The sequence below is a fragment of the Aeromicrobium sp. Leaf289 genome (assembly GCF_001423335.1).
In the GTDB taxonomy this organism is placed as follows: domain Bacteria; phylum Actinomycetota; class Actinomycetes; order Propionibacteriales; family Nocardioidaceae; genus Aeromicrobium.
In genome coordinates this window covers 170,378-194,823 of record NZ_LMNK01000004.1, presented here as the reverse complement: position 1 = coordinate 194,823, position 24,446 = coordinate 170,378, and the positions used below count along the sequence as shown (strand labels likewise).

Here is a 24,446-nt window from a genome sequence, read left to right as displayed (position 1 = left end):
CGGGCAGCGGTGACCGAGCGCCAGCGAGGGAGCCGCGACCGAGCACGAGGAGGAACGACGAGTGCGCCCCGCCTACCATTCCTGCTCGACCTTCGGGGACTTCGACCCGGTCGGCGTGACGCCGAAGCGCTCGAGCGCCATCGACATGATGTCGTGGAAGACCGGGGCGGCGGTGGAGCCACCGCCGGCGTTGCTGAAGGGCTTGTCGAGGACGACGTAGGTGACGAACCGGGGCTCGTCGGCCGGGGCGAAGCCGATGAAGGAGACGGTGTTCTGCCCGCGCACGTAGCGTCCCGTGACGGGGTCGACGCGCCAGGCGGTGCCCGTCTTGCCTGCGACGCGGTAGCCGGGGATCTGCGCGGCGGGGGCGGTGCCGTCGTCGGCCGTGACCGCCTCCATCATGCGGGTGACCTGGGCGGCGGCCTTCTTGGAGACCACACGTCGGGTGGGCGTCTCCCGCGACTTGGTGGTGGCGCCCTCCTGGTCCACGTACCCGCTGACGACCGACGGGTCGACCATGACGCCTCCGTTGGCGATGGCGCCGACGGCTCGCACCACCTGCAGCGCGGTGACCGAGATGCCCTGGCCGAACGAGATCGTGGCGTGGTTGGCCTTGGTCCACTCGGCGGCCGGCTTGAGGATGCCCTTGGACTCGCCCGGCAGCTCCACGCCGGAGCCGACGCCGAAGCCGAACTTCCGGAAGTAGTCGTGCATGGTCTGGTTGTTCATCTGCTGGGCCGCGACGATCGTGCCGAGGTTGGACGACTTCGCGATGACGCCGGCCGCGGTCAGGTTGATCGTGCCGTGCTTCCAGTAGTCGCCGATCGGGTACTTGTCGATCGTCATGCTGCCGGGGACCTTGATCTGGGTCTCGGGCGTGATCTTGCCCTGGTCGGCCAGCGCCGCCATGGTGACGGTCTTCAGCACCGAGCCCGGCTCGTACACGGTCTGGACGAAGCGCGAGACGGTGTTCCCGTCGTTGCGGGTCGAGGGCGTCTCGGGGTCGAAGGTCGGCGCCTGGGAGAGCTGGACGACCTGTCCGGTCCGCACGTCCATGGTGATGGCGAGCCCCCAGTCCGAGCTCGACGAGCGCACGGCGTCGGCCAGCCGCTGGTCGGCGTACCACTGCAGGTCCCGGTCGATCGTGGTCTTGACGTCCTGGCCGGGCTCCATCTCGACGACGGTGCTGTCGGCCATGGGGATGCGCTGACCGCTCGGTGACACCTCGTAGGTGGCCGAGCCGTCCTTGCCGGTGAGCAGGTCGTCGTACTGCCGCTCGATGCCCTGGACGCCGACCGGCTTGTCGGACTCCTTGGTCTGGCTCATGTAGCCGACGAGGTTGGCGGCCAGCTTCCCTCCGGGGTAGCTGCGCAGCGTCACGCTCTCGCCGAACACGCCGGTCAGTCCGGCCTTGCGGACGGCCTTCAACGCCTTGTCGGCCTTGGCCGCGGGCAGGTTCTTCTCGAGGACCACGTACTGGGTCTTCGGGGTGCGCAGCTTCTCGATCGTCTCGAAGTAGTCGATCCGGTCCTCGCCGAGCGAGGTCACGAGGATGCGGGCGATCTTGGGCGCCTTGTCCGCCGTCATCGTCGGGTCGGCGGTGAGGGTCAGACCGTCCACGCTCGTGGCGATCACCTCGCCGTTGCGGTCGAGGATGTCGCCGCGCGGGGCCGGGATGGTCGTCGTGTGCGTGCCGGCCTGGCGCGCCATGGCCGCGTAGGCCTGGGCGTCGAGCCCCTGGATCCAGAACAGCCGGACGCCGAAGAGGCAGAACAGCGTCACCACCAGCACGAGGCTGATGCGCAGCCGGGAGCGGGTCAGTCGTTGGCGCTTCATCGGTCCACCCTCGTCACGTTGCTGCGCGGTTCCGCCGGCTCCGGGTCACCGATGACCTCGCCGTCGCTGGGCCGCAGGAAGGCCGGGTTGGCGTTGGGCACCATCCCGAGGCGGATGGCTCGCTCGGCGAGCGCGGCCGGCGCCTGGAGGCGGTCGACCTCGCGGCGCAGCTCCTGCTGTTGGACGCCCAGGGCGTCGGCGCGGGTCGACAGTCGGGCGATCTCGAAGGCCTGGGCCTGCAGGACCGTGCTCAGCAGGATCAGACCCACGAGTCCCGCTCCGAGCACCGTCAGCACGACGACCACGAAGGGGGCCCGGCTCGCGCGGCTGCGCACGGGCGCGACGAGACGCAGCGGCAGGCTCGTGGGTCGAGCCTGCCGGGTGGTCCTCTGGCGCGGACGTGCCGCGTGCATCGTGCTCATGCCGTTCCCTCCCCCTTCGCCACGTCGTGTCCTCTCATGCCGCGGTCCGTTCCACGGCCCGCAGCCGCACCGAGCGGGCGCGCGGGTTCTCCGCGGACTCCGCGTCGCTCGCCTGCTCGGCACCCCGTGTGAGCTGACGGAACCGCGGCTCCAGCTCGGCGGGGACGACGGGCAGGCCGTGCGGGACCTTGAGGGTGGTGACCTCGGCCAGGGCCCGCTTGGTGATGCGGTCCTCGAGCGAGTGGTAGGCCAGCACGACGACCCGGCCACCGACGGTGAGCGCGTCGAGGGCGGCCGGCAGGGCCCGGGCGTAGACCTCGAGCTCGTCGTTGACCTCGATGCGCAGCGCCTGGAAGGTGCGCTTGGCGGGGTGGCCGCCGGTGCGTCGCGCCGCGGCGGGGATGCTGTCGCGGACGAGGTCGACCAGGCGAGCGCTGCGCGTGAACGGCTCGGTGTCCCGGGCGGCGACGACGGCCTCGGCGATGCGCTTGGCGAACTTCTCCTCGCCGTGGACCCTCAGCACCCGGGCGAGCCGGTCCGCGGGATAGGTGTTCAGGATGTCGGCGGCCGTCATGCCCACGCCCGGCGTCATCCGCATGTCGAGAGGCGCGTCCTGCGCGTAGGCGAAGCCGCGATCGGCGAGGTCGAGCTGCATCGACGAGACGCCGAGGTCGAAGAGCACGCCGTCGACGTGGCGCAGGCCGGCGTCGGCGAGCACCTCGGGCAGCTCGTCGTACACCGCGTGCGCGTAGGTGACCCGGTCCTCGAACTCCGCGAGACGGGCGCGAGCGCGGCTGAGCGCCTCGGTGTCGCGGTCGACCCCGACGATCCGCAGGTGCTCGAAGCGGCGCAGCATCGCCTCGGTGTGCCCGCCGAGGCCCAGCGTCGCGTCGACGACGACCGGGGTCCGTCCGCCCGAGCCCGTCGTGGCGTCCGACTCGATGGCCGGGGCCAGCAGGTCGAGCACGCGGTCGAGCAGGACGGGGACGTGGCGGGCGTCGGGCCCGCCGGGCTCCTCGGTCGTCACGAGGCGCCTGCCGTCAGCGCGACCACGACGCCCAGCACCACGGCGATCGCCACGGACACGCCGGCGGAGAAGGCCATGAGCACGGCAGCGTCGGCGACCTCGTGGCGGACGCGGCGTCGTTGGTTCATGGCACCTCCTCGGGCGCTCGAGGGTCGGGGTGTGGCGGGGTGGTCGTGCTGGACGTGGAGCGGGGTGGTGGAGACCGTGTGGCCTGATCCCCGTCCGTACGGCTCTGGCACCGGGGAAGTGATGCCAGGACCGGACAGCCGGAGGTCGGACCCTGCGGGCGTGGTCAGAAGATGCCGGGCATCACCTCGTCCGACATGTCGGAGAACTGCTCCTCCTGCGACGAGGAGTACTCGTCCCACCGACGGGCGTCCCAGATCTCGAGGCGGTCCATGGCCCCGACCACCGCGACGTCGCGCTCGAGACCGGCCCAGCTGCGGAGCACCGGCGGGATGGAGATGCGTCCCTGCTTGTCCGGCACCTCCGAGGAGGCCCCGGAGTAGAGCATGCGCACGAAGTTGCGGGCCTCGCGGTTCGTGAACGGCGTCTCGCGGATGCGGTCGGTGAACGCGCTGAACGAGTCGGTCGTCCAGCCGTAGATGCAGTTCTCCTGGCCGCGGGTCAGCACGATGCCGCCCTCGAGCCGGGGGCGGAACTTGGCGGGCAGGAACAGGCGGGACTTGTCGTCCAGACGCGGCGTGTAGGTGCCGAAGAAGTTGTTCGCATCGATGCCCACCTCCTTCCACCTCGCCCTCTGCGACGTGCCCCGTGGTGCGACCACCGCGCCACGAATGCTCCATTTCGCACCACAGTACCCCACACTCCACCACCGTCAAGCCGATTCGCCTGGTTTCGCGGCACCTTTCCGCCCGCCCTCTCCCCCGACGCCAGGACGGTCCGGCGCTGGGATTGCAGCCCTGCACCGGGAAGCGCGCCGACCCGGGGCGCGTGGTGGAGCGTGGTGGAGCGACATCGCCCCCACGGAGGGCGCATGGGCCCCGACGCCCGCTCGAGGACGCACGAGACCCCGCACGCACGACGACGCCGGGCCCCGCGCGTGCGGGACCCGGCGTCGGGTGGTGGTGCGAGGGCCGGCGACTCAGCGTCGCGGGCTCGGGTGGGTCAGAGGTCGTCGCCCTCCTGGCGACGCTGCCAGCGCTCCTCCATGCGGTCGACGAACGACCCGGAGGGCTTGGGCGAGGACGGGCGCGAGGGCGCGGCGTCGGGCGACGCGGCCAGACCGTGGCGCCAGGCCGTGACGAAGAAGTAGGCGCCGACCAGCATCACGAGGAACCCGGCGACACCGAGCCAGGTGGTGGCGGTGACCGCACCGGCGAACATGACGCCCAGGCCCACCAGGAAGCCGAGGCCCGCAAGGACGGCGATCTTGCGGTTGCGCGCCGCCTGCTTGGACCCGCGCAGCGTCGAGGCGAAGTCGGGATCCTCGGCCGCAAGGGACTGCTCGAGCTGCTGGAGCAGGCGGGCTTCTTCGTCGGAGAGTGGCACGGGGGCCTCCTGGTCAGGTGGAACTACGTCAAGTCTAGGCGGGCGATGGTGTGCAGACCACCCGAGATCCCTGAGAACTCGCTGGACGACCGGACGAGTCGCTCGAGAGCGTACAGCCGCTCCCGCGCGCCGGGCTCGGTGTCGACCACCGCACTGGGCACGAGGTCGGCGAAGGTCCGCAGTCCCGACACGGAGGAGAGGGCGAACCCGGCTCCCTCCAGCTCGGCCGCGAGCTCGCTCTCGACGTACCGCCGAGGCCCTTGGGCGCGCAGGTCCCAGGTCGGCGCCGTCGAGCCGTGGATCGTGGCGGCACCGTCGAAGTCACCGGTGATCGCGCGGGCGAGCACCGCTGCCGGCCGTCCGGCCACGACCACGCTCACCACGCCCGACGGGCGCAGGACGCCGGCCACCGCGGCCAGGGCCTCCGCGGGATCGTCGACGTACTCGAGCACGCCGTGCAGGACCGCGAGGTCGGTGGAGGCGGCGGCGACGTGCTCGCCCAGGTCGGAGGTGTCGGCCAGGACGCCGACCACGTGGTCCTCGACGCCGGCCTCGGCGGCCCGACGACCGAGGGACGCCAGGGCGTCGGGGCTGGGGTCCACGACGGTCACCCGGTGGCCCAGCGCCGCCAGGCGGACGGCGTCACCGCCGGTTCCTCCTCCGACGTCGAGCACGTCGAAGGGGCCCTCCCCCGGCACGGCCGCGATCGCGTCGAGGACCGCCTGCCACATGATCTCCTGACGCACCGGACGCATGGCGCCACTGTGTCACAGCGCCTCGGTCCGCACCGAGGCTCCTCGCGCATGACCTAGGGTGCGGGCATGGCGAGGATCGTGGTGGTCGGCGGGGGCTTCGCCGGCACCTCGCTCGCGGCGCGTCTCGCGAAGCTGCGGCACGAGGTGGTGCTGCTCGAGGCCTCCGACCGGCTCGGCGGTCGTCTGCGCGGTCACCGGGTCGGTGACGGCGTGTGGCAGCTCGACCCCGACACGTTCACCCTCCCGGGGGTGCTGCGGGACCTGTTCCGCAAGTCCGGCCGCCCCCTGGACGCCGCACTGACCATCGAGACCGTCCCCGGGCGACGCCACGTGTTCGCCGACCGAACGGTGATGGACCTGCCCATGGGCCGACGGTCGGGCCAGGTCGACGCCTTCGTCGAGGCCTTCGGGGTCGACCCGTGGAGCCCCTGGCTCGACACGATGTCGGACCGTTGGGACACGGTGCGCCGACGTCTGCTCAACCAGGTCCCGGACGAGGACGCGCTCGACCGCTCCACCCGCCGGATCCTCGAGGCGCGGCGCACGCTGCGTCGCGAGACCCAGCGGGTCCTCGACGACCGGCAGCTGCGGCGCATCGTGCTGGACCCCGTGGTCCTGGCCGGCGACGACCCCCGCCTGGTGCCCGCCGCCGCAGCCGTCGTCCACCACGTGGAGAGGGGCTTCGGGCGGTGGGCCGTCGACGGTGGGATGACCGCGCTGGCCGACGCCCTGACGACCCGCCTGCAGGAGCGTCGGGTCGAGGTCCGCCTGCACACCGCGGCCTCGGGGATCACCCGCGACCGGGGGTCCGTGACCGGCGTGACCACCGAGGGCGGTCCGGTCGAGGCCGACGTCGTCGCCTGGTGCGCGCCGTGGTGGCCCGACGGCCTGCCGGAGCCGACGCTCCACCCGCGGATCCCGGCGCACCGCACGCTGGTGCGCCTGGCGGCGGACGCCCCCGACCTCCCCCGGGACGTGGCGATCCACTCGGACCCGCCCATGCAGCTGTGGGAGTCCTCGCCCGGCTGCTGGACGATCACGCACCACAACGCCGAGGACCCCCTCGTCGCACTCGTCCGCGTGGGCGTCGACCTGCGTGAGCACGTCGTCGAGCGCCACGACCTGCGACCGGCCGACCTGGTGCGTCTCGGCCACTGGGGCTGGCAGTGGAGGGGCTGGCGCACGATGCTCGAGCGACCGGGGCCGCGCCTGCCACCGGGTCTGCTCATGGCCGGGGCCCACGCCTACCCGGGCGGCTCCCTCGAGGAGATCGGCCTGGCCACCGAGGCCCTGGCCGAACGTCTCGGTCCCGTGCCCCGTCGTCCCGCCACCTGAGCAGACCTCAGACCAGGCCCTCGCCCCGCAGGGTCTCGAAGATCTCGCGCGTCGCCTTGGACCGGTTGAGCGTGATGAAGTGCAGCCCGGGGGCACCGGCGGCCAGCAGGTCGCGGCACAGCTGCGTCGCGAGCTCGATGCCGCGCGTGCGCACGGCGTCCTTGTCATCGGCGACCGGCTCGATGACGTCGAGCACCTCGCGCGGGATCTCCGCCCCCGAGAGCTCGGCCATGCGCGCGACCTGGCCGAAGTTCAGGATCGGCATGATGCCCGGCACGATCGGCAGGTCGCTGCCTCGCGCCCGCGTGCGCTCGACGAGGTCGACGTAGTCCTGCACGCGGAAGAAGAACTGCGTGATCGCGAACTCCGCGCCCGCCCGGTGCTTGGCGACCAGGACGTCGGCGTCCGGGTCGCGGCCCCCGGCATCGGGGTGGCCCTCGGGGAAGGCCGCGACGCCGATCGAGAAGTCACCCAGGTCGCGTGCCAGCTCCACCAGCTCGATGGCGTGGTCCATGCCCCCGGGGTGCGGCTCCCAGGGCTCCCGCGGGCCACCCTTCGGATCGCCGCGCAGCGCGAGGACGTGGTGGATGCCGGCGCTCGCGTACTGCTTGAGCACCTGCTCGATCTCCGCGCGGCTCTGCCCCACGAGGGTGAGGTGCCCGATCGCGCGGATGCGGGACTGCTCGGCGATGCGCGACGTCACCCGCACCGTGCGCTCCTGGCTCGTGCCACCGGCCCCGTAGGTCACCGAGACGAACGTGGGCTGGAGCGGCTCGAGGTCGGCGATGGTGCGCCACAGCACCTCCTCGCCCGCATCGTCCTTCGGCGGGAAGAACTCGAACGACACGCACGGGCGTGGGTGGCGGAGGTCCTCGAGAAGCGATCGCGAGGACGTGGGCGCAGGACCGTCAGTCACGGGCCAACGGTATCGTCCGAACGGTGGGAGCAGCCGACCTTGACCGATTTCGGGACGACGTCGCACGTGAGCTCTCTCGCTTCGGCGACGATCGGCGCGCGGCCCTCGTCTCGGTGGGCCCCGACCTGGCCCCCTTCCTCGACGCGGCGACCTCGTTCGTGGCCGGGGGCAAGCGGTTGCGGGCGGCGTTCTGCCGGGCGGGCTGGCTGGTGGCAGGTGGTGACCCCGACGACCCCGCGGTGGTCACGGCCTCCGCCTCGCTGGAGTGGCTGCAGGGCAGCGCGCTGGTGCACGACGACCTCATGGACGGCTCGGACACCCGCCGAGGGAACCCCAGCGTCCACCGTGCCTTCGAGGCGCAGCACCGGGCCGGGGGCCAGGACGCCGTGGGGGACGCCGAGCGCTTCGGCCTGTCGACGGCGGTGCTCCTGGGCGATTTGATGCTGTCGTGGGCCGACGAGCAGCTGCGCTCGTCCGGCCTGTCGCGCGTCCCGGAGGCGTTGCACTTCCTCGACCTGTGCCGGTCCGAGGTCGTGGCGGGCCAGTACCTCGACGTCCTCGCCCAGACCCGTCCGACCGTGACGGTCGAGGAGGCCATGACCATCGTGCGGTTCAAGGCGGCCTCCTACACGGTGGAGCGGCCCCTGCACATCGGGGCGGCCCTCGCCGGCGCCGACGCCGACCTCATCGACGGGCTGAGCGCCGTCGCCCTGCCTCTCGGCCAGGCCTTCCAGCTGCGCGACGACGTGCTCGGGGTCTTCGGCGACCCCGCGGTCACCGGCAAGCCCGCCGGGGACGACCTCCGAGAGGGCAAGCGCACCGTTCTCGTCGCCCGGGCCACCGAGCTCGGCAGCGACGACGACCGCGCCCTCCTCTCCCGCCTCCTCGGCACCCGCGAAGGGGTGGAGCCGCTCACGGACCTGATGGTGCGCACGGGCGCCCTCGCGGCCGTCGAGCGTGACATCGCGCGCCTCGAGGACGAGGCCGACGCCGCGATCACCGCGCTCGGCGACCACGCCCGGTCCGTCCTCGGCCCTCTGGCCCTGAGCGCGACCCGCCGCACCTCCTGACCCGCAAGGGGGTCCGGGCCGAACAGCGGGGTAGGACACGGGCGGCGGAGCACGCCCGGCGCGCGGGCGTTCTCTACACTCGTCGCAGGGTCAGCCGGCCCTGGGAGCGGACGTGAGGAGGTCCGGCGTGACGGTCATCCGCGACGACGCCCTCGTCGGACGCGTCCTCGACGGTCGCTACCGCGTGGGCGAACGGATCGCCCGTGGCGGCATGGCCAGCGTGTTCCACGGCCACGACGAGCGGCTCGACCGCCCCGTCGCGATCAAGGTCATGCACGCCGGCCTCGGCGACGACGACGAGTTCTCCCAGCGCTTCGAGCGCGAGGCCCGCGCCGCGGCCAAGCTGAACCACCGTGGCGTGGTGGCGGTCTTCGACCAGGGGCGCGACGGCGACGTCACCTACCTCGTCATGGAGTACGTCCCCGGCAGCACCCTGCGCGACGTCATGCGCGCGGAGACGCCGATGCCTCCCCTGCGAGCCCTGCACCTGCTGGCCGACGTGCTCACCGCGCTCTCGGCGGCCCACCGGGCCCACCTGGTGCACCGCGACGTCAAGCCCGAGAACGTCCTCATCACGCCTGACGGCGAGGTCAAGGTCGCCGACTTCGGCCTGGCGCGGGCCGTGAGCGCCGCGACCACCGCCACCGGCGGGACGCTCATCGGCACCGTCTCCTACCTGGCGCCCGAGATCGTGGTCAACGAGGGCGCCGACGCACGGTCCGACGTGTACGCGTGCGGCGCGCTGCTCTACGAGATGCTCACGGGCACCAAGCCGCACACGGGCGACTCCCCCATCCAGGTGGCCTACAAGCACGTGCACGAGGACATCGCCGCCCCGTCGGCGGTGCGTCCCGACCTCCCGCCCTACGTCGACGCCCTGGTCGCCCGCGCGACCGTCCGCGACCGCTCCCAGCGGTCGCAGGACGCCGGCGTGCTGCTGCGGCAGGTGCGTCTCGTCGAACGCGCCCTGGCCGAGGGGCTCGACGACGACCCCGACCTGACCGCCGACCTGCGGCCCCGTCCGATGGCCGCCGACGAGGAGCCGACCCGTCCCGTCGACCTCGAGCACGAGGCACCGGACGGCGAGCTCACGGGCCCGATGACGCCGGCCGAGGCGAGTGACCTCGACGACGGCGGCGAGACCGTGCTCGTCGACCGCGAGACCGGCGAGGTCGTCGCGCGCGCCGAGCCCACCATGCGGTGGAGCAGCGAGACGTGGACCGACAGCCGGACGGCGACGGCCGCCGCGGCACCGGGCCTCCACCCCGCCATGACCGCCGAGGACTACCAGCAGTCCCGCGACCAGGACCGTTCGAGCAGGCGCGGACGCGTGCTCCTGGTCGCAGCGGTCGTCTCCGCACTGCTGCTCGCCGCGTTCGGCTACTGGCTGGGCGTGGGCCGCTACGCCGACACGCCCCAGCTGGTGGGCCAGGCGGAGGCCCAGGCCGCCGAGGAGGCCGAGGCCGCAGGCTTCACGCTCGACGTCACCCGTCGAGCCTTCTCCGAGACCGCCCCGCTCGGCACGGTGCTCTCCACCGACCCCGCGGCCGGCGACCGCCTGCTGCCGGGCGACACGATCCACGCCGTGGTCTCCAAGGGCAAGGAGCGCTACGCGATCCCCAACGTCCAGGGACAGACCGTGGACCAGGCGCGCGTCGCGTTCGAGGAGCTGACGCTGCAGGTCGGCGACGTGACCGAGGCCTACAGCGAGAAGATCCCCGAGGGTCGCATCGTCCGCGCCGTGGACCAGAAGGTCGGTCAGCAGGTCAAGCGCGGCACCGTGATCGACCTCGTCGTGAGTCGCGGTCGCCAGCCGATCGACGTGGTCGACCAGACCGGGAAGTCGCAGGCCGACGCGGTGAAGGCGCTGGAGGACGCCTCCTTCGACGTGAACGTGACCCAGCGCTTCTCCGACGACGTCGACAAGGGCGTGGTCATCAGCCAGTCCCCGTCCGACGGCACCCGCTTCAAGGGCGACACGATCACGATCGTCGTCTCCCGCGGGCCCGAGAACGTCGACGTCCCCGACGTCATGGGCCGCCCCCGCACCGAGGCCGTGGCCGCTCTCGAGAAGGCCGGCTTCAAGGTCGACGTGAAGAACCGCATCCCCGGGGCCGACCGCGTCGTGTTCCAGGAGCCCGGCTCGGGCGAGGCCAAGGTCGGCTCGACCGTCACGATCTACGTCTGACCTCGCGGTCGGGCGCCTGCATCCACACCTGCGGGCTCGAGGGCGACGCACCCCACAGCACGTTTCTGGTGCACTCGTCCCAGTTGCACCTCTAGGCTGGCCTCGTGACCGCCTCCACGACGCCGCCTGCCTCCCCCGAGCCCATCGACACCGCGCCGCGCATCGGTCCGGGTGACCGACGCGACCTCGGCCTCGTCAACCACGGCATCAGCAGCATCGCGGGCCGCGTCATCGGTGGCCACCGCCCGAACGTGTTCACCACGCTCGGGCGCCAGCGGCGACTGTTCCGCGCCTGGCTGATGTTCAGCGCGGCCCTCATGCCGTTCGGACGACTCCCGCGCACCGAGACCGAGCTGGTCATCCTGCACGTCGCGACCCTGCGCGGGTGCGACTACGAGCTCGACCACCACCGACGGATCGGCCGCAAGGTGGGACTGACGCCCGAGCAGGTCGAGCACGTCGGTGACGCCACGTGGGACGGCTGGACCGATCGTCAGCGCGTGCTGCTGGACGCGACGGCGTCACTGGTGCACGACCGCGACCTCGACGACGCCACGTGGGCCCGCGTGCGCGAGCACCTCGACGAGGCGACCGCGATCGAGCTGCTCATGCTGTGCGGGCAGTACGACGCGCTCGCCACCACGCTCATGACGCTGCGGGTGCCGCTCGACGGTCGCTGACCGCCGAGGGGTCGGTCAGCGCTCGCGCAGCATGTCGGCGACGAGGAACGCGAGCTCGAGCGACTGCTCCCGGTTGAGCCGCGGGTCGCACAGCGTCTCGTAGCGCGTCGCGAGGTCCTCGGCCGACAGCCGACGCCCGCCACCGACGCACTCGGTGACGTCGTCGCCGGTGAGCTCGACGTGCAGGCCACCCGGCCACGTGCCGAGCGAGCGGTGCACCTCGAAGAAGCCGCGGGTCTCGTCGATGACGTCGTCGAACTCCCGCGTCTTGTAGCCGGTGGACGCCTCGAACGTGTTGCCGTGCATCGGGTCGCACACCCACGCGACGTCGAGCCCGGCAGCGGTGACCTTCTCGACGAGGGCGGGCAGGAGGTCGCGGATCTTGCCGGCGCCGAACCGCGTGATGAACGTGACCTTGCCGGGCGTGCGCTCGGGGTTGAGCTTCTCGTAGAGGGCGATCGCGTCGTCGGCCGAGGTGGTGGGGCCGAGCTTGACGCCGATGGGGTTGGCGATGTGGCTCAGCAGCTCCACGTGGGCGCCGTCGAGCTGACGGGTGCGCTCGCCGATCCACACGAAGTGGCCGGAGACGTCGTACGGCTGCTCGGTGCGTGAGTCGATGCGGGTGAGGGCGTGCTCGTACTCGAGGATCAGGGCCTCGTGCGAGGAGTAGAAGTCGACCGAGCGGAAGGCGTCGGGCTCCACGCCGATGGCGTCCATGAAGGCGAGGGCGCGGTCGATCTCGCCGCCGACCTTCTCGTAGCTGACGCCGACCGGGCTGTTCTTGACGAAGTCCTTGTTCCACTCGTGCATCTGGCGAAGGTCCGCGTAGCCACCGGTGGTGAAGGCACGGGCGAGGTTCAGGGTGGCACTGGAGGCGTTGTAGACGTCGACGAGTCGCTGCGGGTCGTGCACGCGCGACTCGGGGGTGAAGTCGAAGCCGTTGACGGCGTCACCGCGGTACGCCGGCAGCGTGATGCCGTCACGGGTCTCGGTGTCGCGGGACCGCGGCTTGGCGTACTGGCCACCGAGGCGACCGAGCTTGACGACCGGCACGCTCGCCGCGTAGGTCAGCACGACGGCCATCGACAGCAGCACCCGCAGCTTGTTGCGGACGTTCTCGGCGGTGACGCCCTCGAACGTCTCGGCGCAGTCGCCGCCCTGCAGCAGGAAGGCCTCGCCGCGCGCCACGGCGGCCATCCGGTCGCGGAGGTCGTCGCACTCGCCGGCAAACACGAGCGGTGGCATCCGGCGCAGCTGCCCGAGCGCACGCTCGCGCGCAGCAGGGTCGGCATACGTGGGCTGCTGGGCAGCACCCATCGCATGGAGGTCGTCAAGGCTCGGAATGCTCACCGGTCAAGGATACGGGGACCCCGTCCGCGCCCACGACCACCCACGCACACGTGGACGCCGCCGGGGCGACACGCTGCCGGCCGAAGCCCAGGTCGGCGACCCCAGCCACCACAGGTCGAGCGAAGCGAGACAGGCGGCTGGGCGGAGCCCAGGGCGGCGACGAAGGAGCCGCCGAAGCGGCGAGGAACGAGCCGCGAGCCGCCTACCATCCCAGCGTTCCCGGAGCCCCCTTGAACGGTCCGCTCACGCGCGAGGTGATCCAGCCGCCGTAGAAGTCGCCGTCCTGGGCCTGGACGACCTCGCCGTCGACGGTGCAGCGGTCCATGCGGCCGGGGTAGAGGGCCAGGTGGTCGAGGAGCATCTCGTAGCCGGGCCGGGGCCGGGGGTAGGTCCAGGCTCCGGCGGGGACGACGCGGTCGCCGACGACGAGGTCCCAGTAGCTCGCCTCACCCTTGAACTCGCAGACCGTGGTGCCGGCGATCGGCCGGAGCACGCCCTCGGCCACGGCGTCGACGGGCAGGTAGTAGGTCGGCGGGTGACTGGTCTCGAGCACGCGGTAGCTGTGCGTGGTCCGCAGGATCTCGACACCACCGAGCTCGACGACGACCAGCTCGTCGCTGGGCTCGACTGCAGGCGGTCGCGGGTAGCTCCAGACGTCCTCGACGTCGCGTCCTTCACTCATCCGAACAGCACCTCGGCCTCCTCGTAGAGCTCGGGCCGGACGAGCTTGAGCTCACCGGTCCCCTCGCTGAGCGGGACCCGGACGATGTCGGTGCCACGCAACGCCATCATCATGCCGAAGTCGCCGTCGTGCACGGCCTGGATGGCGTGCAGCCCCAGGCGGGTGGCGAGCCACCGGTCGAACGCGGTCGGGGTGCCGCCGCGCTGCACGTGGCCCAGCACCACGGCCCGCGCCTCCTTGCCGGTGCGCTCCTCGATCTCCTGCGCCAGCCGCTCCCCCACGCCACCGAGCCGCACGTGGCCGAAGGCATCCTTCTCGCCGGACTGCAGCGTCATGCCCGTGCCGTCGGGCGAGGCGATCGGCACTGCTCCCTCGGACACGACCACGATGGGCGAGAACCTTGTGGCGAACCGGCTCTCCACCTGCGCGCAGACCTTGTCGATGTCGAACGGCCGTTCCGGGATCAGGATGATGTTCGCGCCCCCGGCGAGCCCGGAGTGCAGGGCGATCCAGCCGGCGTGGCGCCCCATGACCTCCACCACCAGCACCCGGTGGTGCGACTCGGCCGTCGTGTGCAGCCGGTCGATCGCCTCGGTGGCGATGTTGACGGCGGTGTCGAAGCCGAACGTGAAGTCGGTCCCCGACAGGTCGTTGTCGATGGTCTTCGGCACGCCGACGACGGCCACGCCGAGCTCGGCGAGGCGGGTGGCGACCCCGAGGGTGTCCTCGCCACCGATGGCGATCAGTGCGTCGCAGCCGCGGGACTCGAGCGTCGCGCGGATCCGCTCCACGCCGCCCTCGACGGCGAACGGGTTGGTCCGCGACGAGCCCAGGATGGTGCCGCCACGCGGCAGGATGCCCCGGACGTCGGCGACGCCCAGCTCGCGGGCGTCGTCCTCGAGCGGGCCGCGCCAGCCGTCACGGAAGCCGATGAACTCGTCATCGAACGTCTGGACCCCCTTGCGGACCACCGCCCGGATCACCGCGTTGAGTCCGGGGCAGTCACCGCCCCCGGTCAGTACTCCGATCCGCATGGCTCGCTCCTTCGTCGGTACCGACGTCGTGCCCGCCTCGTGCCGGGGTGGGCCTCACTCGGGCTTGATCTGGTCCCACACCTCGTCGGACTCGGCGCGCTCGACCGCCTTGGCGGCCGCGCGCTCCGACTCCTTGTCGCGCTTCTTGGCGTCCTGGGCGTAGAGGTCGACGTACTCCTGGCCGGAGAGGCGCATGATCTCGTACATGATCTCGTCGGTGACGGCGCGCAGGATGAAGCGATCGCCCTCGAGGCCCTCGTAGCGGCTGAAGTCGAGCGGCTCGCCGAAGCGGACGCCCGGGCGAGCCATCTTGCCGAAGACCTTGCCGGGGGGCGCGACGACGTCGGTGTTGATGACGGCGAGCGGGATGACCGGTACGCCCGCCTCCAGTGCGATCCGCGCGACGCCCGTGCGACCGCGGTACAGCTTGCCGTCGTGGGAGCGGGTGCCCTCGGGGTAGATCCCGCACACCTCGCCCTCGGAGAGCAGCCGCAGCTGGGTCGCGATGGCGCCGGCGGCGGCGGAGCCGCTCGACCGGTCGATCGGGACCTGGCCTGCACCGGAGAAGAACTTCTTCTGGAACCAGCCCTTGATGCCGGGCGACTCGAAGTACTCGGCCTTGGCCACGAAGGTCACGCGACGCGGGATGACCAGCGGCATGAAGAGCCAGTCGCTGTAGGACAGGTGGTTGCTGGCCAGGATGACCGCCCCGTCCTTGGGCACGTTCTCGGTGCCCTCGGCCCAGGGCCGGAAGATCAGCTTCAACAGCGGACCCAGCGCCAGGAACTTCAGGAACCAGTAGAACAACGTCGCCTCCTCAGCGTCACCCGGACACTACCGCGCTCAGGGGGGTGCACGGTGGCGACACCGTGAGGGAGGATGCATCCATGAGCCCCACCTCCTCCGGATCCAGCGCGTCGCAGCCCTCCGTCGTGCCGGGAGCCGAGCCCTTCACGAGCGACGGCGGACCCGTCGGGGTCCTGCTGAGCCACGGCTTCACCGGCTCGCCGTACTCGATGGTCCCCTGGGGTCGCGACCTCGCCGACCGGGGCTACACGGTGCGGGTGCCCCGTCTGCCCGGCCACGGCACGACGTGGCAGCAGATGAACCGCACCACCTGGTCGGACTGGTACGGCGCGCTCGAGACCGAGCTGGACATCCTGCGCGACACCTGCGAGCGGGTCGTCGTAGGTGGGCTCTCCATGGGCGGCTGCCTCGCCCTGCGGCTGGCCGAGCAGCGTCCGCACGACGTCGACGCGGTGGTCGTGGTCAATCCCGCCATCGCCTCGCGCGACCCGCGACTGAAGGCCGTCCCCCTCCTCAAGTGGGTCGTCCCCTCGCTCGATGCGATCGGTGGCGACATCAAGAAGCCGGGGATCGAGGAGAACGCGTACGACCGCACGCCGCTGAGGGCCCTGCACTCGATGATGCAGCTCTGGGGCGACGTGCGGGCCGACCTCGGACGGATCAAGGCCCCGGTGCTCTTCTTCCGCTCCACCGACGACCACGTCGTCGACGACAGCACCCTGTCGCTGGTGCGCGAAGGGCTGCGCCCCGGGCTCGGGGAGTTCGTCACGCTCGAGAACAGCTACCACGTGGCCACGCTCGACCACGACGCTCCGCAGATCTTCGAGCGCTCCGCCGCGTTCATCGCCTCGCACACCGGTGGCGCCGATGGCTGAGCCCGACGCGCGGGGGCCCGGCCGCGACGGACGCGACGAGTTCGACGACATCGTCAGCCGCCTCGACCTCGACCTGCCCTTCCCCGCGGAGGCCGACGAGCCCGACCCGGCACCGGTCGAGGAGCCTGCCGAGCCCGAGCCGTTCGAGCTCGACGACGAGCCCGACCCGGTGGACGAGCAGTTCTACCGTCGGGTCGACCCGGGTCCGGGTCGGCCCATGCACCGTGGGCGAGCCGTCGCCTGGGGCGGCCTGGTGGGATCGCCGCTGCTGCTCATGTTCGCCTCGCTGGCGGGTCAGTGGTTGTCCAGCCCCGTCCTGCTCGGCGCGGCCCTCACCTTCGTCGCCTCGGCGATCTACTTGATCGCGCAGCTGCCCGAACACGGACCCTCGCAGCGGGATTGGCCGGACGACGGCGCCGCGCTGTGAGTCGGGCCATGTCGGCCGCGCCGATCAGCCCGGCCTCGGGGCCGAGGTGCGCGCGGACGATCCGGGCCTCGGACCGGTAGCCGCGACCCGTCAGCGTGCGCGAGTAGGCCTCGCGTGCCGGGCCCAGCAGCATCTCGCCGGCGTCGCTCACCCCTCCGCCGACGACGAACAGACCAGGGTCGAGCGCCGCGGCGAGGTTGGCCATGCCGACGCCGAGCCAGTCGCCGACGTCGGCGATCCAGGAGATCGCCTCCTCGTCGCCGTCCTGCGCGAGCGGAGTGACGTGCGCCCCCTCGACGCGATCGGCCCCACCGGCGGCCTCGGCCAGCCGGCGGCCGATGGGCGAGCCCTCGGCCACCGCCGCCGCCGCCCGACGTCCGAGCACGCGCCCGCTGGCGTACTGCTCCCAGCAACCGAGGTTCCCGCACTCGCACCGGTTGCCGCCGGGCACGACCTGCATGTGCCCGAACTCCCCCGCGATGCCGAAGTGGCCGCGGTACGGCAGTCCGTCGATGACGAGCGCGCCGCCGATGCCGGTGCCGAGCGTGATGAGGACCAGGTCGGGCTCGTTCTGCGCGGCCCCGAACCGCCACTCGGCCCAACCGCTGGTGTTGGCGTCGTTGTCGACCATCACGGGCAGCATCGTCCGGCGGGCGACCCGGTCGCGCAGCGGCTCGTGCCGCCACGCCAGGTGCGGCGCGAAGAGGACGGTCGACTGCGACGCGTCGACGAAGCCTGCGGCGCCGATGCCCACGGCCTTGACCGGGAGCTCGGCGCGGAACTCCGCCGTGATCTCGGTGATCGCGTCGAGCACGGCCTCCGGCTCGGTCGTGGGCGTCTCGCGGCGGGTGCGGGCGACGACCCGTCCGTCCTCGTCGACCACGCCGGCCGCGATCTTGGTGCCGCCGATGTCGATGCCGACGGCCAACCTGTCCGCCATGTCAGTCCTCTGTTCCTGAGCCGGGTGCGGAGCCGACCCTCTGCGCCGTCGCCCTTCGGGCGGAGCGGCCGAGGTCGGCGGCGCCGACGATGCCGGCGTCGTTGCCGAGGGTCGCGAGGCGCACCTCGGCCACACGACGGTGGAAGCGCGCGGGCAGGTGCTCCTCGAAGGCCTCCCGCACGGGGTCGAGCAGGAGGTCGGCGGCTGCCCCGACCCCGCCCCCGATCACGATGACGCTCGGGTCGAGCACGGCGGCGAGCGAGGCGCAGCCCTCGCCGATCCAGGCCCCGAGGTCGCGCAGCAGGTCCACCGCGAACGGGTCGCCCTCCTGGGCGAGGTCGGTGACCAGCGGACCCTTGATCTTCGCGACGCCGCCGGCGCGGGCCACGAGGGCCGCCGCTGCCGGGTCGTCGCTCGCAGCCCGTTCACGTGCCTCGGCCACGAGGGCGCTGCCGCTCGCGTACTTCTCGAAGCACCCGTGCTGACCGCACCCGCACAGGCGCCCGTCGCGGACGAGCCGCAGGTGCCCGATCTCGGCCGCCGCGCCGAACCCGCCGCGCATGAGGTCGCCGTCCTGGATCACGCCACCACCGACCCCGGTGCCGATGGTCACGAGCAGCAGGTCGTCGGAGTCGGCACCGGCCCCGAACCGGTACTCGCCCCAGGCCGCGGCGTTGGCGTCGTTCTCGACGACGACGGGCAGCTCGACCAGCCGGGCGATCCGCGCACCCAGCGGCTCGTCGCGCCAGTCGATGTTGGGGGCGAAGGTGACCGTGGACCGGTCGGCCGCGACGAACCCCGCCGCACCCACACCGATCCCGGCGACCGGGTGCTGGGCCTGCGCACGGAGCCGGCCCACCAGGTCGGCCACGAGCCCGGCGATGGCGTCGGCGTCGGGCGTGGGCTCCGAGACGCTGGCCAGGATGGTGCCGTCGGGCCCCACGAGGCCGGCGGCGATCTTGGTGCCGCCGATGTCGACCCCCACGCCGAGGCGCGTGTCGTGGTCGTGCGTCGAGCTCATCGGCTCGCCTCTCCCTCGTCGGTACGTCGGTCGCTCGTGTCGTGGGTGCCGTCGCCCTGGCGCAACGCGGTCTCGAACGCGTCGCGCACGGTGCGCGCGAGGTGCAGCGCCGCCACGGCGACCTCCTCGACCACGTCGGGGTTGGTCTTCACGAAGCCCACCACCTGGCACACCGGGCACCACGACGTGGTGCACACGTGCGCGTCGGCGTCGGCGTCGGGCGACCCGGCGTCGGCGTCGTTCCGCCGGGGCGCCGTGGTGTCGGCGTCGACGGCGAGCGCTCGCAACAGCTTGAGGGTCTCCTGTCCCAGCGACCCCACCTCGTCGTCAGCCAAGAGTCTCGACCCGTTGCTTCAAGCCGCTCAGGGCCGCGTCGATGATGACCTTCTCGGCCTTGCGCTTGAGCGTGCCGAGCAGCGGCACGGCGACGTCGACGGCGAGCTGGTAGGTCACCCGCGTCCCGCCGGCCACCTCGGCCAGCGCGTACGTGCCGTCGAGCGCGGTCAGCACCGTGGCCTTCTCCGCCAGGCTCCACGACACCGACCGGTCGCCGTCCCAGGTGTAGAGCAGCTCGTAGGTGTCGCGGATGGGTGCGGCGTCGAGGGTGAAACGGACCCGGTCGGCCCGATCGCCGACGGAGTCGCCGGCAGCTCCCGGCTCGACCACCTCGGCGCTGCGGACGCCGGTGGCCCACGATGGATAGGCGTCGAAGTCGGCGATCACGGCCATGACGTCCGACGGTGCGGCATCGATGACGATGTCGCTCGTGGTGCGCGCCATGGGCCCTCCTCGCTTCCTCGGGATCCTCATCGTAGTGGGACGCCGCTCCACGTCCGCCCCGCGGCTCCCGTGCCCGTTCGACGCCGAGTAGCCTGCCGTACGTGAACGCTGCGGACGGTGACCGACCTGACCCTGCCGCGTCGGACGGACGCCCCGACCGGGGCAACCTGACCGACGACGTGCTCGACCGCCTCGCGGCCGATCCGGAGGCCGTGGCCCTCGCCCGACGTGGGCCGGACGGCTGGTCCGACGTGACGATCGGCGCGTTCCACGCCGACGTCGTCACCGTCGCCAAGGGACTCCTCGCGGCAGGCGTCCGGCCGGGCGACCGGGTCGCCCTCCTGTCGCGCACGCGGTACGAGTGGACGCTCGTGGACTACGCCGTCTGGTGGGCCGGAGCGGTCACCGTGCCCATCTACGAGACGTCCTCGACCGACCAGGTGGCGTGGATCCTCTCCGACTCCGGCGCCGTCGCAGCCGTCGTGGAGAGCGCACAGCACCTCGGACGGGTCGACGAGGCCCGTCGCGACGCCCCGGACCTGAAGCACGTGTGGACCATCGACGAGGGCGGCCTCGACGAGGTCCGCTCCGCCGCCGCGGGCGTCAGCGACGCACAGCTCAAGCAGGCCAGGGCGACCCTCACGTCGGACTCGCTCGCCACCCTCATCTACACGTCGGGCACCACGGGCCGTCCCAAGGGCTGCCGGCTCACGCACGGCAACTTCCGGGCCGAGCTCTCCGGGGCGCTCGAGCAGCTGCCCGATCTGTTCGGCCGCGAGAACGCCTCGACACTGCTCTTCCTGCCGCTGGCGCACGTGTTCGCGCGGATCATCCAGGTCGGCGCCATCCGCTCCGGCACCCGGCTGGGCCACACGGCCGACGTGAAGGACCTGGTGGCCGACCTCGGCGAGTACCAGCCCACGTTCGTCCTGGCGGTCCCCCGCGTCTTCGAGAAGGTCTTCAACTCCGCAAGCACCAAGGCCTACGCCGACGGCAAGGGTCCGATCTTCGACCGGGCCGTGGCGACGGCGATCGCCTACAGCAAGGCCCAGGACGCGACGACGAGGCGCGGGAAGCCCAAGCGGGTGGGGGCGGCCCTGCGCGCCAAGCACGCCCTCTTCGACCGGCTGGTGTTCGCCAAGCTGCGTCAGGCGCTGGGTGGCCACGCCGAGTGGGCGATCTCCGGCGGCGCGCCGCTCGGCGACCGGCTGGCGCACTTCTACCGGGGCATCGGCGTCACGGTGCTCGAGGGCTACGGCCTCACCGAGACCACGGCAGCACTGTGCGTGAACACGCCGTCCGACCAGCGCATCGGGACGGTCGGGCGTCCGTTCCCCGAGACCGAGGTACGGGTCGGCGACGACGGCGAGCTGCTGTTCCGCGGCCCCCAGGTGTTCACCGGGTACTGGAACAACGACGAGGCCACGGCCGGGGCGCTCGACCCCGACGGCTGGTTCGCCACCGGCGACCTCGGCGACGTAGACGACGACGGCTTCGTCCGCATCACCGGTCGCAAGAAGGAGATCATCGTGACCGCCGGCGGCAAGAACGTCGCCCCCGCGGTGCTCGAGGACCGGGTCCGCGCCCACCCGCTGGTGAGCCAGTGCCTCGTGGTCGGCGACGGCAAGCCGTTCATCGCCGCGCTCGTGACGATCGACCGGGAGGCCTGGACCGGACCCCTGGACTCCCCCGAGCTGGAGACGCAGGTCCAGCAGGCCGTCGACGACGCCAACGCCCTGGTCTCGCAGGCCGAGTCGATCCGCAAGTTCGTCATCCTCGACGACGACTGGACCGAGGAGAACGGCTACCTGACGCCGTCGTTCAAGGTCAAGCGGACCGCGGTGCTGCGCGACCTTCACGACACGGTCGAGGCGCTCTTCTCCAGGTAGGCGCGCCACCGGGCGGTGATCTGCTCGACGCTCAGCCCGAGGCGCTCCCGGGCGGCGTCCGCGACGTCGCCACCGTCACGCACGTCCTCGTAGAAGGCCACGATCCGGTCGTTCGACGTCTCGTCGGCGAGCATCTCGAAGACGAGCCATGCGGACTCGTAGACCGCGCCGAGCCCGTGCCCGCCGGCGGAGGCGAAGGCCTGGGCGTCGGGAAGGGCGTCAGGCGGGCCGTCGGCACGGACCTGGGCGAGGATCTGCCCGGCGCTCACCGCGAGCGGCGCGTCGTCGTCGCGCAGCGCCACGTAGTCGGCGAAGCCCTCGGCCACCCACGTCACCATCGAGGTCCCGACCGCTCCGGTGAGCAGGTGCGCGGCCTCGTGCGTGATGACGACCTGCCGGGCGCGGGCGTCCATGCCGGCGAAGAGGTCGGGGTTGAGCACCACGACCCGCGCGGTCCCGGTGGAGCCGTCGACGGTGGTCGTGACACCGGCGATCGCGGCCACGTCCTCCTGGGACTGGCCCACCAGCGCCGCGGTCGTGGCCCTGCTGCTGGGGGCGATCACCGTGAGCCGACCGTCGGCCTCCGGCACCGTCGCCCGCACGCTGCGGTCCGCAGCCCTGGCCGCGGCCAGGGCGTCGAGGTCGGGCACGCCACCGTCGATGCTCACCACGCGGACCGCGTCGCCTGCCGACTGGACACGCACGTCGCCCGCCAGCCAGAGCGGGAGGCGGTCCCCTACGGCCGCGGCCCCGCGCACGGCGAAGGTGCCGTCGTCCCGGGGGTCGAGGCGCAGCCCCACCTGCGTGGACCGGACGCTCGTGCCGGCCACGGGCGACGCGTCACCGGCTCGCCACGAGACCTCGACCGTCGCGAGGGTGGAGCCGTCGGCGCGGTCCGCCACGTCACCGCCCGAGACGTAGCGCAGCGACACGTCGGTCACCGAGAGCGCCTCGCGCGCCTGCCAGGCCTGCTCGGCGAACGTGCGCGCCCGGGACCCCTCGCCGGCTGCGGCGACGAACTCCTGCTCCGTCGTGGCCCGTGAGAGCGCGGTCAGCTGGTCCGCCAGCACGACACGTGCGTCGTCGGGGATCGCGACGACGTCCGCGTCCTCCGACCCGCCTGACCAGGGCCGCTGCCAGAGCAGCACCGCGAGCGCGACCCCGAGAAGGACGAGCGCGGCCGTGATGTTGGCCGAAGGCCTCCTCACGGGGCGCCCGTCATGATCTCGCCGTCATCCGACACCCGGCACGGGTCGGCTCAGACGACGCGTCCGGCCTTGGTGAACCCGTAGGACACGCTCGTGACCTCGATGCTCTTGCCCGGCCGGGGCGCGTGGATGACCTTGCCGTTGCCGATGTAGATGCCGTCGTGCGACATGTCGCCGTAGAAGACGATGTCGCCGGGCTGGAGCTCGTTCATGGAGATCTTGCGCGACGCGGCGTACTGCGGACCCACGACGCGGGGCAGCGAGACGCCGGCCGCGGCGAAGGCCTTCATGACCAGGCCGGAGCAGTCGTAGCCCTTCGGCCCGGTGCCGCCGTAGATGTAGGGCTTGCCCAGCTGGGCGGTCGCGAAGTCGATCGCGGCCTTGGCGCGGCCGCTCGCGTCGACCTCGAAGCCGATCTCGACGTCGCTGGTGTTGAAGGCGGCCTGCTCGGCGGCCGTCAGACGGGCCAGCTCGGCCTTGGCGTCCTCGTACTTGGCCTTGATCTGGGCGCGCTTCGCGTCAGCCTTCTTGCGATCGCGCTCGAGCTCGGTCTTGCGGTCCTTCAGGCTGGCGCGTCGGTTCTTGAGTTCCTTGGCCGTGGCGGCGAAGGACTCGACGGCGTCGGCGCGCGTGCTGTTGAGTGCCTGGACCGCACCGAGGCCCTCGAGGAACTCCTCGGGGTCCTGGCTGCCGAACAGGCTCACCGTGGGGCCGAGCGGCGAGTCGAGCTGCTGCTGCACGACCGAGGCGCCCAGCGCGTCGCGCTGCTTGCGGTAGACGGCCAGCTGGTCGGCGATGTCGTCGTCGAGGTCGGCGATCTCGGCGCGCGTGTCCTTGACGTCCTCGTCGAGCTGGTTGACCTGCTCGGCCACCACCTCGACGTCGTGGAACGCGGCCTCGACGTCCTCGGTGGTCACCGGGTCCGCCTGCGCGGGGCCGACCACTCCGACGGTGACGCCGATGGTCAGGGCCGCCACCGCTGCGGTGGCCAGGGTCGATCGTGTGCTGCGTGTACGGGCCAGGCCTCGTCGGTGCACGTGCACCCTCCAGTGTCCTCGACGCCTACCGGGTGAGCTGACGGGTTCGGGCCAAGGTCTGCCCTACCCACGGGCGCGAGCGCCCGTGCGATTCACCCCAGGAACGTGGTTCCCCGGTCCGCCCTGGACGTCTTCCCCACGTCCGCGGCGGTTCGGCGGTGCCTCCGATGTCGCTCTGGGTGAGCAGCATGCTCCGGACGCACGGTTGCCGAGTCTAACCGAGGGCGCGAGGAAGCGGGCGACGACCCGACCCCTCGACGGACCGCGCGGGCCCTGTGCGGGGTGAGGTGCGTCACCCGGCCTGGACGTCAGGTCCGGAGACGGGGGTGACGAGCCTCAGCGGCGGCACGAGACCCTCGTCGGCGAGGGCGGTGAGTGCGGCCATCTCCTCGGCGTCGACCTCGACACCCTGGGGCGGACCGCCGAGCAGCACGCTGACCACGCAGTCGCCGCACGCGCTGGGACTGCGGACGAGGCAGCTGTCGCAGTCGATCATGACGGATTCGGGGTTCATGTCGCCGACGCTAGGCAGGCGTCCCGACAGAAACCGTTCAGTCGTCATGCGTCGGGGTTGCCGTGAGTGGTCCCCCGACGGCTGCGGGGCTTCGGGGTGGGTCTTCGCCTGCGGCTGCGTCGCTCCGGCTGGGTCTCGACC

Annotated in this window: 26 protein-coding genes and 1 riboswitch; of the genes, 7 read left to right on the top strand and 19 right to left on the bottom strand. The window is 72.3% G+C overall.

What is annotated here, in order from left to right:
* Nucleotides 1-72: 72 nt before the first annotated feature.
* From ASF37_RS13525 to ASF37_RS13500, 7 genes are all read right to left on the bottom strand, one after another.
* The gene (locus ASF37_RS13525) at nt 73-1,836 is read right to left on the bottom strand and encodes a penicillin-binding protein 2 (protein WP_056581185.1); all 1,764 of its coding nucleotides are present in this window, start codon (nt 1,834-1,836) and stop codon (nt 73-75) included.
* Nucleotides 1,833-2,258, bottom strand: coding sequence for a hypothetical protein (locus tag ASF37_RS13520; protein WP_056555604.1), 426 nt, complete (start codon nt 2,256-2,258; stop codon nt 1,833-1,835). Before ASF37_RS13520 ends, ASF37_RS13525 begins: the two co-directional genes overlap by 4 nt.
* A 34-nt stretch (nt 2,259-2,292) precedes the next feature.
* Nucleotides 2,293-3,285, bottom strand: coding sequence for a 16S rRNA (cytosine(1402)-N(4))-methyltransferase RsmH (gene rsmH, locus ASF37_RS13515; protein WP_056581183.1), 993 nt, complete (start codon nt 3,283-3,285; stop codon nt 2,293-2,295).
* A complete protein-coding gene (locus ASF37_RS17670) occupies nt 3,282-3,413 on the bottom strand; it encodes a hypothetical protein (RefSeq protein WP_255353829.1) in 132 nt (43 codons plus the stop codon). The genes rsmH and ASF37_RS17670 overlap by 4 nt, the downstream gene beginning before the upstream one ends.
* 164 nt (nt 3,414-3,577) lie before the next feature.
* Nucleotides 3,578-4,027, bottom strand: a complete 450-nt coding sequence (mraZ, locus tag ASF37_RS13510) for a division/cell wall cluster transcriptional repressor MraZ (protein ID WP_250246796.1) — start codon at nt 4,025-4,027, stop codon at nt 3,578-3,580.
* 386 nt (nt 4,028-4,413) lie between these two features.
* Nucleotides 4,414-4,797 carry a DUF3040 domain-containing protein gene (locus tag ASF37_RS13505; protein ID WP_055965740.1) on the bottom strand — a complete coding sequence of 128 codons (384 nt, stop codon included), beginning with the start codon at nt 4,795-4,797 and terminating at the stop codon, nt 4,414-4,416.
* Between the two features lie 23 nt (nt 4,798-4,820).
* Nucleotides 4,821-5,552 carry a methyltransferase domain-containing protein gene (locus tag ASF37_RS13500; protein WP_056555599.1) on the bottom strand — a complete coding sequence of 244 codons (732 nt, stop codon included), beginning with the start codon at nt 5,550-5,552 and terminating at the stop codon, nt 4,821-4,823.
* Nucleotides 5,553-5,618: 66 nt separating this feature from the next.
* On the opposite strand from ASF37_RS13500, the gene ASF37_RS13495 reads away from it, so the two are divergent.
* Nucleotides 5,619-6,887: an NAD(P)/FAD-dependent oxidoreductase gene (locus ASF37_RS13495; protein WP_056581180.1), complete on the top strand. Its 1,269-nt coding sequence runs from the start codon at nt 5,619-5,621 to the stop codon at nt 6,885-6,887.
* 7 nt (nt 6,888-6,894) lie between these two features.
* Here the strand turns inward: ASF37_RS13495 and metF are convergent, their stop codons facing one another.
* The gene (gene metF / locus ASF37_RS13490) at nt 6,895-7,803 is read right to left on the bottom strand and encodes a methylenetetrahydrofolate reductase [NAD(P)H] (protein WP_055965733.1); all 909 of its coding nucleotides are present in this window, start codon (nt 7,801-7,803) and stop codon (nt 6,895-6,897) included.
* 23 nt (nt 7,804-7,826) lie between these two features.
* Between metF and ASF37_RS13485 the strand changes: the two genes are divergently transcribed.
* The 3 genes from ASF37_RS13485 to ASF37_RS13475 all read left to right on the top strand — a co-directional run bounded on the left by ASF37_RS13485 (nt 7,827) and on the right by ASF37_RS13475 (nt 11,741).
* Nucleotides 7,827-8,873: a polyprenyl synthetase family protein gene (locus ASF37_RS13485; RefSeq protein WP_235500006.1), complete on the top strand. Its 1,047-nt coding sequence runs from the start codon at nt 7,827-7,829 to the stop codon at nt 8,871-8,873.
* Between the two features lie 127 nt (nt 8,874-9,000).
* Nucleotides 9,001-11,061, top strand: a complete 2,061-nt coding sequence (pknB, locus tag ASF37_RS13480; RefSeq protein ID WP_055965729.1) for a Stk1 family PASTA domain-containing Ser/Thr kinase — start codon at nt 9,001-9,003, stop codon at nt 11,059-11,061.
* A 104-nt stretch (nt 11,062-11,165) separates the two neighbouring features.
* Nucleotides 11,166-11,741, top strand: a complete 576-nt coding sequence (locus ASF37_RS13475) for a carboxymuconolactone decarboxylase family protein (RefSeq protein WP_235500005.1) — start codon at nt 11,166-11,168, stop codon at nt 11,739-11,741.
* Nucleotides 11,742-11,756: 15 nt separating this feature from the next.
* On the opposite strand, the gene ASF37_RS13470 is transcribed toward ASF37_RS13475, so the two are convergent.
* The 4 genes from ASF37_RS13470 to ASF37_RS13455 all read right to left on the bottom strand — a co-directional run bounded on the left by ASF37_RS13470 (nt 11,757) and on the right by ASF37_RS13455 (nt 15,614).
* Nucleotides 11,757-13,091: a class II 3-deoxy-7-phosphoheptulonate synthase gene (locus ASF37_RS13470; protein ID WP_369796998.1), complete on the bottom strand. Its 1,335-nt coding sequence runs from the start codon at nt 13,089-13,091 to the stop codon at nt 11,757-11,759.
* Nucleotides 13,092-13,293: 202 nt separating this feature from the next.
* Entirely contained in the window at nt 13,294-13,773 is a 480-nt protein-coding gene (locus tag ASF37_RS13465) for a DUF427 domain-containing protein (protein ID WP_055965725.1), read from the bottom strand.
* Nucleotides 13,770-14,807 (bottom strand): 6-phosphofructokinase, encoded by a 1,038-nt coding sequence (locus ASF37_RS13460; protein WP_055965723.1) that lies wholly within the window; start codon nt 14,805-14,807, stop codon nt 13,770-13,772. The genes ASF37_RS13465 and ASF37_RS13460 overlap by 4 nt, the downstream gene beginning before the upstream one ends.
* Nucleotides 14,808-14,861: 54 nt before the next feature.
* Nucleotides 14,862-15,614, bottom strand: a complete 753-nt coding sequence (locus tag ASF37_RS13455; RefSeq protein WP_055965721.1) for a 1-acyl-sn-glycerol-3-phosphate acyltransferase — start codon at nt 15,612-15,614, stop codon at nt 14,862-14,864.
* A gap of 80 nt (nt 15,615-15,694) precedes the next feature.
* On the opposite strand from ASF37_RS13455, the gene ASF37_RS13450 reads away from it, so the two are divergent.
* Complete coding sequence (locus tag ASF37_RS13450; protein ID WP_056581178.1) at nt 15,695-16,489, top strand: carboxylesterase; 795 nt, start codon at nt 15,695-15,697, stop codon at nt 16,487-16,489.
* Nucleotides 16,482-16,916 carry a hypothetical protein gene (locus tag ASF37_RS13445; RefSeq protein WP_156368211.1) on the top strand — a complete coding sequence of 145 codons (435 nt, stop codon included), beginning with the start codon at nt 16,482-16,484 and terminating at the stop codon, nt 16,914-16,916. Before ASF37_RS13450 ends, ASF37_RS13445 begins: the two co-directional genes overlap by 8 nt.
* Here the strand turns inward: ASF37_RS13445 and ASF37_RS13440 are convergent.
* From ASF37_RS13440 to ASF37_RS13425, 4 genes are read right to left on the bottom strand one after another with little or no spacing between them, the layout of a single operon-like run.
* Complete coding sequence (locus ASF37_RS13440; protein WP_055965714.1) at nt 16,822-17,856, bottom strand: ROK family glucokinase; 1,035 nt, start codon at nt 17,854-17,856, stop codon at nt 16,822-16,824. The two genes, ASF37_RS13445 and ASF37_RS13440, sit on opposite strands and share 95 nt — an antisense overlap.
* Before the next feature lies 1 nt (nt 17,857).
* Nucleotides 17,858-18,877, bottom strand: coding sequence for an ROK family glucokinase (locus tag ASF37_RS13435; protein ID WP_056581173.1), 1,020 nt, complete (start codon nt 18,875-18,877; stop codon nt 17,858-17,860).
* The gene (locus ASF37_RS13430; protein ID WP_156368210.1) at nt 18,874-19,212 is read right to left on the bottom strand and encodes a hypothetical protein; all 339 of its coding nucleotides are present in this window, start codon (nt 19,210-19,212) and stop codon (nt 18,874-18,876) included. Before ASF37_RS13430 ends, ASF37_RS13435 begins: the two co-directional genes overlap by 4 nt.
* Nucleotides 19,205-19,657: an SRPBCC family protein gene (locus ASF37_RS13425; protein ID WP_056555586.1), complete on the bottom strand. Its 453-nt coding sequence runs from the start codon at nt 19,655-19,657 to the stop codon at nt 19,205-19,207. Before ASF37_RS13425 ends, ASF37_RS13430 begins: the two co-directional genes overlap by 8 nt.
* A gap of 101 nt (nt 19,658-19,758) precedes the next feature.
* On the opposite strand from ASF37_RS13425, the gene ASF37_RS13420 reads away from it, so the two are divergent.
* Nucleotides 19,759-21,546, top strand: a complete 1,788-nt coding sequence (locus tag ASF37_RS13420; protein WP_056581169.1) for a long-chain fatty acid--CoA ligase — start codon at nt 19,759-19,761, stop codon at nt 21,544-21,546.
* On the opposite strand, the gene ASF37_RS13415 is transcribed toward ASF37_RS13420, so the two are convergent.
* The 3 genes from ASF37_RS13415 to ASF37_RS13405 form a co-directional block, all read right to left on the bottom strand.
* Entirely contained in the window at nt 21,513-22,754 is a 1,242-nt protein-coding gene (locus tag ASF37_RS13415; protein ID WP_056555581.1) for a hypothetical protein, read from the bottom strand. The genes ASF37_RS13420 and ASF37_RS13415 overlap by 34 nt on opposite strands.
* A gap of 50 nt (nt 22,755-22,804) precedes the next feature.
* Nucleotides 22,805-23,671 (bottom strand): C40 family peptidase, encoded by an 867-nt coding sequence (locus ASF37_RS13410; protein WP_200914514.1) that lies wholly within the window; start codon nt 23,669-23,671, stop codon nt 22,805-22,807.
* A 127-nt stretch (nt 23,672-23,798) separates the two neighbouring features.
* A riboswitch (cyclic di-AMP (ydaO/yuaA leader) is annotated at nt 23,799-23,959 on the bottom strand.
* A gap of 124 nt (nt 23,960-24,083) precedes the next feature.
* Complete coding sequence (locus ASF37_RS13405; RefSeq protein WP_056581166.1) at nt 24,084-24,305, bottom strand: hypothetical protein; 222 nt, start codon at nt 24,303-24,305, stop codon at nt 24,084-24,086.
* Nucleotides 24,306-24,446 lie beyond the last annotated feature (141 nt).